This window comes from Micromonospora sp. NPDC047521 (genome assembly GCF_055587305.1).
On the sequence record NZ_JBVJGN010000016.1, the window covers coordinates 1 to 12,958 of the forward strand.

The following is a 12,958-nucleotide window of genomic DNA, read 5'->3' on the forward strand; positions in this document are numbered from 1 at the left end:
TACTTTTTTTTTATTTTTGGCCCCGGCCATTTCTTCTTATTCCCCGTATGGCTGCCAAAACCCCCCCCCCCCCCCCCGGGGGGGGGGGGGGGGGGCCCGCCCCCCCCCCCGCCACAGTGCTGTTCGGGTTCGTCGTTGGTGGACGGCCCGGGTCGGTCACCTGAGCCAGGGCAGGCGCCGCACGATGGGCAGCCGGGCCCACACCGTGCCGAGGCCGAGGGTGTCGCCGGCGCCGGTCAGGGCGAGGACGGCGAGGACGGCGGCGTAGATCAGGTGGTCGTCCATGACCGGATTGTTCTCCGGAGGAAGCACCGCGGTGAACATGAGGACCAGCAGCAGCCCGCCGGCGACCGCGGCGACCCGCATGCCGATGCCCAGGATCAGGGCCGTGCCGATCGCGGCGAGACCTGTCATGAAGAGCCAGTCCGCCCAGGCGGCGCCGGCGAAGCCCCGGTAGATGTCGGCGAAGGGGCCGGCGACGGCGTTGCCGAGGAACCCCTTGGTGGGGCTGCCGCCGTCGATCCAGCCGTTCCCGGCCTTGGTGGCGAAGCCGAGCCCGAAGACCTTGTCGATGAACGCCCAGAGGAAGATCCAGCCAAGGGCGATGCGCAGGCCGGCGAGGGTGTACCGGGTGGCCTTGCGGGCCGGGGTCTCGGTGGTGGCGAGGACGCTCGCGGGAGCGGCAAGCGGGGTGCCGTTGCGCCCCGTCGTGGTGTGGCGCTGCGCGGTCCGGGGGAGCTGTGTGGCGGTCATGGCGTCCACGTCCTTTCTCGTTCGTCGATGTCGTCCTCATTCCACAGTTCGCCGGAGTCGTCGAGCAGTGCCGCCGTACCGCAGTTGACGGGACCTTCGGCCCCCCTGTACGCCGTCGGCCTGTTTCGCTGCGATCAACCCGTTGACACCGCCGTGCTCCGCCCGGAACCATCAGCGGCAGTCCACAGCCCTCGCCCTCATCGTCACGAGTTCCATGACAACGATGTCAGGCCGACTCCAAAGGAGAGCGCATGCCCCCTGCGCGTCCCCTGTCTCCCCGACTGGTCGCCGCGACGACAGCACTCCTGCTGCCCGTGGGAGTACTCGTCGCCGCCCCCCTGGCCAGCGCCGCGCCTCCGCCACCTGGCGCCTTCAGTTCCTCGTTCGAGTCGACCGACCCCCGCCCCGCGGCGAGCACAGTGGAGGTCGACGCGAACGGAAAACCCGTCCAGGGCAACCTGAGCGGCACCCCCATCACCCTGCCCGGCAGCCTGCTCGACCAGGTCAGCGCGGTGACCGCGAGCGGTGAGAACGCGCCGAACGAGGTCGCCGCCAACCTCAGCGACGACGACTCGTCGACCAAGTGGCTGGTCTTCGACGAGACCGGCTGGGTTACCTACCGGCTGGCGAAGCCGGCGACGGTCCTGCGGTACTCGCTGACCTCCGCAAACGACGCCCCCGGCCGGGACCCCCGGGACTTCGTCGTGCAGGGCTCGACCGACGGCAGCACGTGGACCGACCTGGACCGGCGGACCGGCCAGACGTTCGGCGGACGCTTCGCCACCAAGGTCTACAGCTTCACCAACACCACCGCGTACGGCTACTACCGCCTGAACGTCACCGCGAACTCCGGTGACACGCTCGTGCAGCTCGCCGACTGGAACATCAGCGACGGCTCCGACGTCCGGCCTCCGGCCACCCCGATGGTCACCGAGGTCGGCGCCGGCCCGGAGGGCGGCTACACCACGAAGCCGGGCGTCGGGTTCACCGGGCTGGGCGCGCTGCGCTACTCCGGTGGCGCGGAGGGCGACGGCCGCTCGTACGGCACCAACCTGCTGTTCGACGTGGACATCCCGGTCGGCCCGCGGACCCGGCTGTCCTACAAGATCTTCCCCGAGTTCACCAACGGCGACGCCAGGTACCCGTCCACCTACGCCGCAGTCGACCTGCGCTTCACCGACGGCAGCTACCTGAGCCGGCTCGCGGCAGTCGACCAGCACGGCTACCCGCTCACCGCCACCGGGCAGGGCGCCTCGAAGGTGCTCTACGCCGACCAGTGGAACGCGGTGCAGGCCGACCTGGGCACCGTCGCGCGGGGCAGGACGATCGACCGCATCCTGCTCGCGTACGACAACCCGCAGGCCTCCGGGGTCACCCGCTTCCAGGGGTGGCTCGACGACCTCGCGGTGACCGCCTCGCCGGCGCCGATCGACGGCTCGCGGCTGACCAACTACGTCGACACCCGGCGTGGCACCAACTCCACAGGTGGGTTCTCGCGGGGCAACAACCTGCCGATCACCGCCGTGCCCAACGGCTTCAACTTCTTCACCCCGGTCACCGACGCGACGTCCGACTCGTGGGAGTACGAGTACCACCGGGTCAACAACGCGGAGAACCTGCCGATGTTGCAGGGCCTCGCGATCTCCCACGAGCCGAGCCCGTGGATGGGTGACCGGAACCAGATGTCGGTGATGCCTGTCGCCGGCGACCGCCCGCTCACCGGTGCGCCGTCCAGCCGGGCGCTGGCCTTCAGCCACGACGACGAGACGGCGCGGCCGGACCTGTACCGGGTCGCGCTGCGCAACGGCCTGACCGCCGAGATGGTCCCCACCGACCACGCCGGCATCATGCGGTTCACGTTCCCGGCGGGGCAGCCGACCGGCAGCCTCGTGTTCCACAACGGGACGTTCACCATCGGCGCGGACGGCACGTTCACCGGCTGGGTCGACAACGGCAGTGGCCTGTCGGCCGGCCGCAGCCGCATGTTCGTGTCCGGCGCGTTCGACAGGGCGCCGACGGCGACGTCCGCGACGTCCGCGACCTTCGACGTGACCGCCGAGCGTCAGGTGACGATGCGGATCGCCACGTCGTTCCTCTCCGTCGACCAGGCGCAGCGCAACCGTGACCTGGAGGTCACCGGCCGCGGCTTCGAGCAGATCCAGGCCGCCGCCACGGCGGCGTGGAAGGACCGGCTCGGCCGGGTCGAGGTACGCGGCGCGACCGAGACGCAGCTGGTGACGATGTACTCCAACCTGTACCGGCTGAACCTGTACCCGAACTCGCAGTCGGAGAACACCGGCACCGCCGCCGCGCCGCGCTGGCAGTACGCGAGCCCGGTGTCGGCGCCGACCGGCACGTCCACCGCCACCCGGACCGGCGCGAAGATCGTCGACGGGCAGATCTACGTCAACAACGGTTTCTGGGACACCTACCGGACCGTGTGGCCCGCCTACGCGCTGCTCTATCCGGATGTGGCGGCCCGGATCGCCGACGGGTTCGTCCAGCACTACCGCGACGGTGGCTGGATCGCCAGGTGGTCGTCGCCCGGCTACGCCGACCTGATGACAGGCACCAGCGCGAACGTGGCTCTCGCCCAGGCGTACCTCACAGGGGTCAAGCTGCCCGACCCGCTCGCGGCGTACGACGCGGCGGTGAAGGACGCGACGGTCGCGTCCGGACGCGGCGCGGTCGGCCGCAAGGGCATCGAGACCTCGCTGTTCCTCGGCTACACGCCGACCTCCACCGGAGAATCGGTGTCGTGGGCGCTGGAGGGCTACATCAACGACTACGGCATCGGCAACATGGCCGCCGCGCTGGCCAAGGACCCCGCCACGCCGAAGTCGGAACGCCAGCGGCTCACCGAGGAGTCGCGGTACTTCCTGGAGCGGGCGCGTAACTACGTGCACCTGTTCGACCCGAAGACGAAGCTCTTCCAGGGGCGCGACGCCGCCGGCACGTTCCTCGCCGGTGACCCGCTGGACTGGGGTGGCGTCTACACCGAGACCAACGGGTGGAACTTCGCCTTCACCGCCCAGCAGGACCCTCGGGGCCTGGCCAACCTGTACGGCGGTCAGAAGGCGCTGCGGGACAAGCTCGACACGTTCTTCGCCACCCCGGAGAACGCCGACCGCCCCGGCGGGTACGGCGGGATCATCCACGAGATGCTCGAGGCGCGGGCCGTGCGGATGGGTCAGCTCGGCATGAGCAACCAGCCGTCGCACCACATCCCGTACATGTACGACGTCGCGGGTGCCCCGGCGAAGACGCAGTCGATCGTGCGGGAGCTGCTGCGCCGGCTCTACGTGGGCAGCGAGATCGGCCAGGGCTACCTGGGCGACGAGGACAACGGCGAGATGTCGGCGTGGTACGTCCTCAGCTCGCTGGGCATCTACCCGTTGCAGGCGGGCTCGTCGCAGTGGGCCATCGGCTCGCCGCAGTTCACCAGGATGACCGTGCGTCGCCCGACCGGTGACATCGTGGTCAACGCGCCGAACAACAGCACCAGGAACGTGTACGTGCAGGGCGTGAGCGTCAACGGCAAGAAGCAGCGCGGCGTGTCGGTGGACGTGTCCACCCTCGCCCGGGGCGGCACCATCGACTTCCAGATGGGCCCCAACCCGTCGTCCTGGGGCAGTGGGAAGAACGACGCCCCTCCGTCGCTGACCAGGGGCGACGACGCGCCGAAGCCGTTGCAGGACACCACAGGCCCCGGCCTCGGCACCGCGACCGCTACCGGCGGGCAGGACGCGGCGAAGCTGTTCGACGACTCGTCGACCACGCAGCTGACCTTCGCCTCGGCCACCCCGCAGATCAGCTGGGCGTTCCGTGGCGGACGGCAGAAGCCGACGTCCTACACCATCACGTCCGGGGCGAGCGCCGGTGATCCGGCGGACTGGCGCCTCCAGGGCTCCAACGACGGCATCACCTGGAGCACAGTCGACTCCCGCAGCGGTCAGGTGTTCCGGTGGCGCAACCAGACCCGCCCGTACACCATCGACAGGCCGGGACGGTTCGCGCAGTTCCGGCTCGTCGTGACCAGGACCGTAGGCGGCGCGCAGACGAACCTCGCCGAGATCGAGCTGCTCGCCGGGGGAGACCTCGACCTGTCCGGCGGCGACGTCGCGGTGACCGCGGCGGATGGCGTGCGGGCGACGGCAGGCGTACCGGTCTCGGTGCCGCTGGCCACGGTCACCGGTGGCACCGCAAGCGGCTACCGGGCCACCATCGACTGGGGTGACGGCACGCCTGTCACCGAGGGCACCGTGACGCCCAGCTCGCGGGCCGTCTACCGGATCGGCGGTTCGCACACGTACGCCACGCCGGGCTACCACCAGGCGAACGTCATGGTGACCGACGGCGCCAGCCAGAGTTCCGCGACTGTGGGCGTCGACGTGGCGTACGTCCCGAAATCCGGCCTGACCGGCGCGTTCGACAGCGTCTGCGTCGGCGACGAGGGAGTCCTCGCGGCCGACTGCGACGCCAAGTCGTGGGCGTACTCGCGGGCCGCCCTGGCAGCGGCCGGCGTGACCCAGGGCGAGCGGCAGCAGGTGCCGGGCACCGAGCTGCGGTTCACGTTGCCGGTGATCCCGCCGGGGCAGCCGGACAACGCCACGGGCAACGGCGCGACTATCGACCTCGACCTGCCGGCCGACGCGCGGACCATCTCGTTCATCGGCGCCGGCACGCAGGGCAACCAGAGCACCACGGGCACGGCGACGTTCAGCGACGGCAGCACCGCCAGCATCCCCATCCGGATGAGTGACTGGACGTTGGGCGGCAACCCCAACGGCACCCCGTCGTACGACAACATCGTCGTCGCCAGGCCCGCGTACCGGCTCAGTGGCACGAGCCGGGACGGCGCCCAGCCGTTCCTGTTCGCCACCGCGCCGTACCAGATCCCGCAGGGCAGGACGCTGGTCTCGGTGACCCTGCCGACGCAGACCGGCGACCCGCGCTCGGCGGGCCGGATCCACGTGTTCGCCGTCGCCGACGACGGCACGCCGGCCGCCGCCCTGACGACCGTCGCACCGAACGCCCAGACGGCCACCGCCGGGCAGACGTTCGCGGCGAAACTCGGTTCGGTGACCGGCGGGGTTCCCGGCGCCACCGGCTACCGGGCCCGGGTCCAGTGGGGTGACGGCACGGTTCCGGACGACGTGACTGTCGACGCGTCGGGTGCGATGACCGGTCAGCACACCTACGCGCGCGAGGGCACCTACACGGTGCGGGTCACGGCGTGGGACACCCGCTCGAGCGGCACCGCGAGCTTCACCGTGACCGTGGCACGTGGCGGGGCGCGGCCGGCGATCGCGCTTGCCGCGTCCGCGACTGTCGGCACCGGGGACGCGGTCACCGTCGACGGCAGCGGGTTCGCCGCCGGCGAGCAGGTGACCGTCAGCGTCGGGACGGACCCGGCGCGGCGCACGACCGTCGCGGCCTCCGCGACGGGGACGGTGCGGGTCTCGGTGCCGACGTCAGGTGGCGCGCTGCCGGGTCGCTACGCCGTGACGGCCACCGGCGCGTCCTCGCGTACACCGGCGACGGCGACCGTCCAGGTCACCGGTGAGGCGCAGGCGCCGACCTACCGGCCGCGGGTGGCGTTGCTGAGCACGTCCGGTCCGCGCGGGGCGTCGGTCACGCTCGACGGTTCCGGGTTCGCACCGAACGAGGCGGTCACCGTCACCGTCGGCGACGGCCTCGCGGTCAGCACCGTACGCGCGAACGGTGACGGTGTGCTCGCCGGTGCGACGGTAAGCGTTCCCGGTACGGCGAAGGTGGGCGCGACAAGCGTCACGCTCACCGGCGCCACGTCGGCGACGACGGTGTCCCGGCCGTTCACCGTCACCGCCGCGAGGTGAGCCGCAGGTAGCGCAGCCGCGTCGGGCGGGCCGTGACCACGGTCCGCCCGACGCGGGCACGGCGGAGAGATCGTGCCGCCCGGGCGGTGGTCGGCGCGGGGCAGCGGCGCGTCGACCAGGTCGCGCGGCGGGCCGGTCGGGGTCAGCGGGCGGCCAGTCGCAGGTGCCACCGCGAGCCGTGGTCGGTGAGCCGGACGATCGCCAGCGGCTCGACGTCCACCTGCCGGTACGTCGCCACCGGCAACCCCAGGGCGTGCACGACGGCGACCCGGATGACGAGCGGGTGGGTGACGGCGGTGATTCGCTGCCCGCTTCCGCGTTGCCCGTCCAACCAGCGGCCGACCCGCTCCCGCAGCGCGACGACCGACTCGCCACCGTGGGGCGCCGCCTCCGGTGCCGACAGCCACTCGCGTAGCGCCCGGGGCTGGTCGGTGGCGACCTCGTCGAGGGACCTGCCGGTCCAGTCGCCGTGGTCGCAGTCGCTCAACGCGGCCTCGACGGTGGGCGCGAGGCCGAGCGCGCCCGCGGTCTGGATGGCCGCGACCGCCGGACTGGACACACAGACGTCGGCGACGCCCAGCTGCCCCCGGCGACCGGCCTCGGCGGCGGCCAGGGCGAGAGCGGCCCGTAGGCCGCCCTCGTCCAGGGCGTCGTCCGTGCCGCCGAAGCGGGCCCGCCGTTGGGCGGCGGTGTGGGCGTGTGCGACCAGCCGCAGGCTGGTCGTGGTCACCCGGTCGGTGCCGCGCCCGTGGCCCGAGGGTGGCCGTGCCGCATCAGGGCCGCGAACAGCAGGCCGATCCCGGTCCAGAGCACCACCTGGGTGCCGAGCGAGGCCAGCCGGAAGTCCCACAGCAGGGTCGCGGGGAAGTCGGCCGGGACCTCCTGGAAGGACGGCATCACCACATAGGACACCGCGGTGACCAGCAGGAATCCGCCGACTGCCGCAGCGGCGCGCAGCTCCGGCGCGTCGGTGCCGACCGCCCGGTAGCCCAGCGAGCCCGCCCAGACCGCCACCAGGCCGAGCACCACCATCAGCAGGTAGGTGACAGTGCGCTGGTTGATGGTCGCCGGGTCACCCACCGCCGGTGGGTTCGCCGGATATTTGAGGAACGGCACGATGACCGCGCCGAGCAGCGCGGCGCCGGCCAGTGGCAGCCCCGAGCGGCCGTCGTCGTGGACGCGCCGACGGCGGGCCAGCAGGACGTACGCGGTGGCCAGCAGACCACCCATCGCGGCGCCGAACAGGCCGGTGGCCAGGAAGAGACCTCCGCGCTGACCGTTCCGGCCGACCAGGGTGTCCTCGTGATCGTGCCCGCCGGCAGCCGGTTCGGCGTGCGCCGCCGCCGCCTCCTCGATCGCGATGGCCGCCTCGACGTGGGGTTCACCCGCGACGTACGCGAACACCCCCGCGAGCAGGCCGGCCACCAGCCCGGCGAGCAGGCCACGGGCGAGGACGGTGACGAACGGGGGAGCGGTGGTGGTGGTCAGTGGCACGGAACGCCCAGCAGGTGCCGGCCGTCGTGCATGAGCTCGTGCAGGAACATGCCACTGCGCGAGACGGCGCCCTGGTCGAAGGCGACGAGGTAGGCCAGCAGGGCGAGCGCGGCGACCGTCGCCAGGACCGTCCACAGCAGACGTGCGGTGCCAGCGGGATGAACCAACGGCTGGCTGGACGTGGAACTGGACATGAATACACGAACCTCCCCGGGGATGACGCGTCCCCATCGCAAGGCTGCGGACGACCGAGCGTCCTGGCTCGCGGGCTCCGGTGATGCTGGAGAACCGCTCACAGTGGCGCGACCGCGCCGGATTCACACCGGCTTCCCTCGCGTCGCCGCAGATAGTGGGTCGACGGTATCGGTGCCGCCCCGGGCGGTCAACCCGGCTCCGCGAGCCCGGCCGCGCCGACCGGGCCGGCGTTCGTCGAGATGGATGATCGGTCGACATTCGTCCTACCAAAACCGCCCGTCGGCACCGTGCCCGTCGGACCGCCGGCCCCCTGAAGGGGCACAAAGATATGATGCTTGACGGGAAACTGTTACCGCTAACATGGGTCAACCGAACGAGCGGGGTCTGGGTTGAACGTGAGCGTGTCAGGGGTGGGGTCGATGACTCCCGGCGAGCCGGTCGGGCGACCGGACGTCGTCGACGCGCACCACCACCTCTGGGTCCGGGCGCGGCACCCGCAGCCCTGGATCGACCCGGACACCATGGCCGCGATCGACGCCGATTTCACCCCGATGGACCTCGCCCCGGTCGCGCACGCCGCCGGAGTCACCCAGACCGTCGTCGTGCAGTCCGTCGCGACCCGCACCGAGACACCCGAGCTGCTGGGCATCGCCGCCGCCGATCCCCTCATCACCGGGGTCGTCGGCTGGGTCGACCTCACCGCCGCCGACGTCGCCGACCGTCTCGACCGGCTCCGGACGGGCCGTGGAGGCGAACGCCTGGTCGGCATCCGCCACCTCGTGCAGTCCGAACCCGATCCGGCGTACCTCGACCGTCCGGACGTCCGGCGGGGCATCGCGGCCGTGGGCGCCGCAGGCCTCACCTTCGACCTGCTGGTACGCGACCACCAGTTGCCCGCCGCCGTCCGGCTGGTGCGGGACCTGCCCGACACGCGGTTCGTCCTGGACCATCTCGGCAAGCCCGCGCTGGGGCGCGGCGACCTCGGCGACTGGCCCCGGGACCTCGGCGCGCTCGCCGCCGAGCCCAACACGGCGGCGAAGCTCTCCGGCCTGGTGACCGAGGTGGACGGGCCATCCTGGACGACTGACGATCTGCGACCCGCCGTCGAGCACGCGCTCGACGTGTTCGGGCCGGACCGGCTGATGTTCGGTTCGGACTGGCCGGTGTGCCTGCTCGCCTCGTCGTACCTCCGCTGGATCGAGGCCCTCACCGACCTGCTGGAGCCGCTCGGCGACGACGAGCGTGCGGCGATCTGGCGACGGACCGCTCGTCGCGCGTACCGGCTGCCCACGTCGTGACCCGGCGGATCTCGCGGGCCGCCGCGAGATCCGCCGCTCGTCCGCCCGCGTCGTGGGAGTACGCCCGGCGACCCCGGTCCTCGACGCCCTGCCGAGGCATCGTGCCTGGTCGATAGCATGGTCCTGCTGGGCGGCGGTCAACTGTGGACCGTGGCCGTGCTGGCGTGTGCCGGTTGATCAGACGTATGCGGCTCGTCTGTCGAATAACGGAGCCAAAACCTGGCGGTAAGACCTTGGCAACATACGTGAATACGTGGCATGGTAACGCCTGATCGATGGAAACATCCGACCTATCTCGACGGGTGATCCGGGCTACCGCTCGTGCTCTCCCCTGCGGGGTGGCTCGGTTTCTGACAAGCGCCCCGCTCACCGGCGGTGATCCGTCGGGTGCCGGCGCCACGGTTGGGGAGGTCGGATCCGACGATGAGTACCGTCGAGGCAACCGCCGGCAGGCAGCGCGGCGAGATCAGCGACTGGTTCCGGGAACGGATCTCCCACGCCGTCTCCGAGTTCACCGCCGCCACCGCGCTCGTCGTCCTGTTCATCGCGCTGAGCGTCGCCAGTCCCTACTTCCTGACGGCGGACAACCTCTTCAACATCGGCGCGCAGACGGCGGTGATCGCCATCATCGCCGCCGCGCAGACGATGGTCATCATCACCAAGGGCATCGACCTGTCGGTGGGGTCGGTCGCCGCGCTCGCCGGCGTCGTCGGCGCGATGGTCGTACGTGACCTCGGCTTCCCGCTCTGGGCCGCGACGGCTGTCGCGGTCGGCGTCGGCGCCCTGGCCGGGCTGGTGAACGGGCTGCTGATCACCGTGGCCCGGATTCCGCCGTTCATCGCGACACTGGGAACGATGTCGGTCGGTCGCGGCCTGGTCTTCATCATCACCGGCGCGGTCGGCGTGTACGGGCTGCCCCGGTCCTTCCAACTGCTGGGCAACGGCGAGATCATCGGCATCCCGTTCGCCGTGGTGGTCACCGCGCTCGTGGCGGTCGGGGTCGCCTTCCTGCTCTCCCAGACCCGCTTCGGCCAGTACACGTACGCGATGGGCTCCAACCTGGAGGCGACCCGCCGCTCGGGCATCCGGGTGGGTCGGTACCTCACCGGGGTGTACGTGCTGGCGGGCGTTCTGGTCGGGCTCGGCGGCATGATCGCCGCCTCCCGCGTCAACTCCGGTCAACCCAACTACGGCATCTCGCTGGAGCTCGACGTCATCGCCGCCGCCGTCATCGGCGGCGCCAGCCTGTTCGGCGGGCAGGGCCGGATCGTCGGGACGATCATCGGCGCGTTCCTCATCGCCCTGGTGCGCAACGGCGCCGTGCTGCTCGACATCAGCATCCACTACCAGCAGGTGATCGTCGGCCTGATCATCTGGGCCGCCGTCTACTTCGACCAGTTCCGCCGCCGGCGGCTGGAATCACGGGGTTGACATGCCATTTCGGAAGTCCGAACGAGGAAGGACACACACCATGGCACACACCACCACCAGCCGGCGGGTCCGAGGCCGACTTCCGCGTACCCGGGCCGTGCTGGCCGCCGTCGCGGCGACCGCGCTGCTCAGCGCCTGCGGCGGGGTCGAGGTCCGCGACGGGGGCGACGGCGCGACCAGGGACGCGGCCGGGCCACTGAAGCTCGCCGTGGTGCCCAAGGCCGTCGGCGCCGACTACTGGAACACGGTCAAGGCGGGCGCCGAGTGCGCCGCCCAGCGCGCCGGCAACGTCACCGTCCAGTGGGACGGGGTGACCACCGAGACCGACGTCGAGGGGCAGGTCAACCTGATCCAGAACTTCGTCACCAAGAAGGTCGACGGGATCGTCTACGCGGCCACCGACTCGCGGGCGTTGGCGCCGGCGACCGACCAGGCGCTCGGCGCCGACATCCCGGTCGCGATGATCGACTCCGGCACCAGCCCGCAGCCGTCGGAGGTGCCGCTCTTCGCCACCGACAACAAGGCGTCGGCCGTCGAGGCCGCGAAGTTGCTCGCCAGCGAACTCGGCCCCGGCAACCACGACGTGGCGCTCGTCGAGTTCCAGCCCGGGTCGCAGACCAACACCGAGCGGGTCGAGGGTTTCAAGGCTGGCCTCGCCCAGTTCCCCAACCTCAAGTTGGTCGGCCAGCAGCCCAGCCGCAGCGACGTCAACGAGGCGCGGCGGGTCACCGAGAACATCCTCACCGCCAACCCCAACCTCGCTGGCATCTTCGCGGCCAACGAGCCGAGCGTGCTCGGCGCCGCCCAGGCCGTCCAGGCCGCCGGCAAGTCCGGCAAGGTGGTCATCATCGGCTGGGACGCCGCCCCCGACGAGGTCGCCGGCCTGCGCAACGGCCAGATCTCGGCGCTTGTCGTGCAGAACCCCTTCAAGATGGGCTACTTCGGCGTCGACAAGATGGTCAAGCACCTGCGGGACAAGGCGCCGTTGGCGTCGGCAGACACCGGCGTCACGTTCGTCACCAAGGAGAACATCGACTCGCCGGAGACCAAGGCGGTGCTCGAACCCAGCTGCGCGAACCCTCCGGTGCAGTGATGGCCACGACTCCGACGGCCGCCGCCGAGGCCGACGAACGGCCGCCGGCCGGGGAACCGCCGGTCCTTGAGGCCCGGGGCATCGTCAAGCGCTTCGGGCACGTCGAGGCGCTGCGCGGCGCCGACTTCACGGTCCACCGGGGCGAGGTCGTCGCGCTGATCGGTGACAACGGCGCCGGCAAGAGCACGCTGATCAAGACCCTGTCCGGTGTGCACCCGCCCGACGAGGGCGAGATCCGGGTGGGTGGCCGTCCGGTGCGGTTCTCGACCCCTGTCGACGCGCGTCGCGCGGGGGTGGAGACGGTCTACCAGGATCTCGCCGTCGCCGACGACCTCAGCGTGGCGGCCAACCTGTACCTGGGACGGGAGATCGTGCGCTCCGGCCCACTCGGGCGGCTCGGCCTGCTCGACAAGCGGGCCATGCGGCAGGGCGCCGCCGCGGCCCTGGACGAGTTGGGCGTACGGATCCCCCGGGTCACCACCCCGATCGCCATGCTGTCCGGTGGGCAGCGGCAGTGTGTGGCGGTGGCCCGGGCGATCATCTGGGCGACGAACGTGGTCATCCTCGACGAGCCCACCGCGGCGCTCGGGGTCGTCCAGACCGGACGGGTGCTCGACGTCGTCCGGCGGGCGCGGGACGCCGGCATGTCGGTAGTGCTGGTGAGCCACAACATGCCCCAGGTGCTGGAGATCGCCGACCGGGTCGAGGTGCTGCGACTGGGCCGACGTGCCGCCCGGCTGCGCGCCGACCAGGTCACCACCGACGACCTGGTGGCGGCGATGACCGGGAGCGCGGAACGGGATGCTCGGTGACGGCGGTCGGGGCCGACGGCGGCG

The 12,958-nt window shown here is 71.5% G+C and carries 9 protein-coding genes and 1 riboswitch; of the genes, 5 read left to right on the plus strand and 4 right to left on the minus strand.

All coding sequences use genetic code 11. The features are described 5' to 3' along the window. Positions 1–156 precede the first annotated feature (156 nt). A complete protein-coding gene (locus ACZ6N8_RS26840) occupies positions 157–753 on the minus strand; it encodes a hypothetical protein (protein ID WP_466013269.1) in 597 nt (198 codons plus the stop codon). A gap of 251 nt (positions 754–1,004) precedes the next feature. Between ACZ6N8_RS26840 and ACZ6N8_RS26845 the strand changes: the two genes are divergently transcribed. After that, positions 1,005–6,611: a GH92 family glycosyl hydrolase gene (locus ACZ6N8_RS26845; protein ID WP_466013271.1), complete on the plus strand. Its 5,607-nt coding sequence runs from the start codon at positions 1,005–1,007 to the stop codon at positions 6,609–6,611. Between the two features lie 142 nt (positions 6,612–6,753). Here the strand turns inward: ACZ6N8_RS26845 and ACZ6N8_RS26850 are convergent, their stop codons facing one another. The 3 genes from ACZ6N8_RS26850 to ACZ6N8_RS26860 are packed head-to-tail and all read right to left on the minus strand — an operon-like array spanning position 6,754 to position 8,299. Next, a complete protein-coding gene (locus ACZ6N8_RS26850) occupies positions 6,754–7,341 on the minus strand; it encodes a histidine phosphatase family protein (RefSeq protein WP_466013273.1) in 588 nt (195 codons plus the stop codon). Continuing rightward, positions 7,338–8,105: a CbtA family protein gene (locus tag ACZ6N8_RS26855; RefSeq protein ID WP_466013275.1), complete on the minus strand. Its 768-nt coding sequence runs from the start codon at positions 8,103–8,105 to the stop codon at positions 7,338–7,340. The genes ACZ6N8_RS26850 and ACZ6N8_RS26855 overlap by 4 nt, the downstream gene beginning before the upstream one ends. After that, positions 8,096–8,299: a CbtB domain-containing protein gene (locus ACZ6N8_RS26860; RefSeq protein ID WP_387121686.1), complete on the minus strand. Its 204-nt coding sequence runs from the start codon at positions 8,297–8,299 to the stop codon at positions 8,096–8,098. Before ACZ6N8_RS26860 ends, ACZ6N8_RS26855 begins: the two co-directional genes overlap by 10 nt. A 35-nt stretch (positions 8,300–8,334) precedes the next feature. Beyond that, positions 8,335–8,479: riboswitch (cobalamin riboswitch) on the minus strand. A gap of 240 nt (positions 8,480–8,719) precedes the next feature. Between ACZ6N8_RS26860 and ACZ6N8_RS26865 the strand changes: the two genes are divergently transcribed. The 4 genes from ACZ6N8_RS26865 to ACZ6N8_RS26880 all read left to right on the plus strand — a co-directional run bounded on the left by ACZ6N8_RS26865 (position 8,720) and on the right by ACZ6N8_RS26880 (position 12,934). Then, a complete protein-coding gene (locus ACZ6N8_RS26865) occupies positions 8,720–9,598 on the plus strand; it encodes an amidohydrolase family protein (RefSeq protein WP_466013278.1) in 879 nt (292 codons plus the stop codon). Between the two features lie 423 nt (positions 9,599–10,021). Then, on the plus strand, positions 10,022–11,029 hold the full coding sequence (locus ACZ6N8_RS26870) for an ABC transporter permease (protein WP_466013280.1): 1,008 nt from the start codon (positions 10,022–10,024) through the stop codon (positions 11,027–11,029). A 40-nt stretch (positions 11,030–11,069) separates the two neighbouring features. After that, positions 11,070–12,122 carry a substrate-binding domain-containing protein gene (locus ACZ6N8_RS26875; RefSeq protein ID WP_466013282.1) on the plus strand — a complete coding sequence of 351 codons (1,053 nt, stop codon included), beginning with the start codon at positions 11,070–11,072 and terminating at the stop codon, positions 12,120–12,122. Next, a complete protein-coding gene (locus ACZ6N8_RS26880) occupies positions 12,122–12,934 on the plus strand; it encodes an ATP-binding cassette domain-containing protein (RefSeq protein WP_466013284.1) in 813 nt (270 codons plus the stop codon). The genes ACZ6N8_RS26875 and ACZ6N8_RS26880 overlap by 1 nt, the downstream gene beginning before the upstream one ends. The last annotated feature ends 24 nt before the right edge of the window (positions 12,935–12,958 follow it).

What these genes read in the sequence shown, in the direction of transcription:
- ACZ6N8_RS26840 (WP_466013269.1), bottom strand. Translation starts at nt 753, where the DNA reads ATGACCGCCACACAGCTCCCCCGGACCGCGCAGCGCCACACCACGACG.
- ACZ6N8_RS26845 (WP_466013271.1), top strand. Translation starts at nt 1,005, where the DNA reads ATGCCCCCTGCGCGTCCCCTGTCTCCCCGACTGGTCGCCGCGACGACA.
- ACZ6N8_RS26860 (WP_387121686.1), bottom strand. Translation starts at nt 8,299, where the DNA reads ATGTCCAGTTCCACGTCCAGCCAGCCGTTGGTTCATCCCGCTGGCACC.
- ACZ6N8_RS26865 (WP_466013278.1), top strand. Translation starts at nt 8,720, where the DNA reads ATGACTCCCGGCGAGCCGGTCGGGCGACCGGACGTCGTCGACGCGCAC.
- ACZ6N8_RS26870 (WP_466013280.1), top strand. Translation starts at nt 10,022, where the DNA reads ATGAGTACCGTCGAGGCAACCGCCGGCAGGCAGCGCGGCGAGATCAGC.
- ACZ6N8_RS26875 (WP_466013282.1), top strand. Translation starts at nt 11,070, where the DNA reads ATGGCACACACCACCACCAGCCGGCGGGTCCGAGGCCGACTTCCGCGT.
- ACZ6N8_RS26880 (WP_466013284.1), top strand. Translation starts at nt 12,122, where the DNA reads ATGGCCACGACTCCGACGGCCGCCGCCGAGGCCGACGAACGGCCGCCG.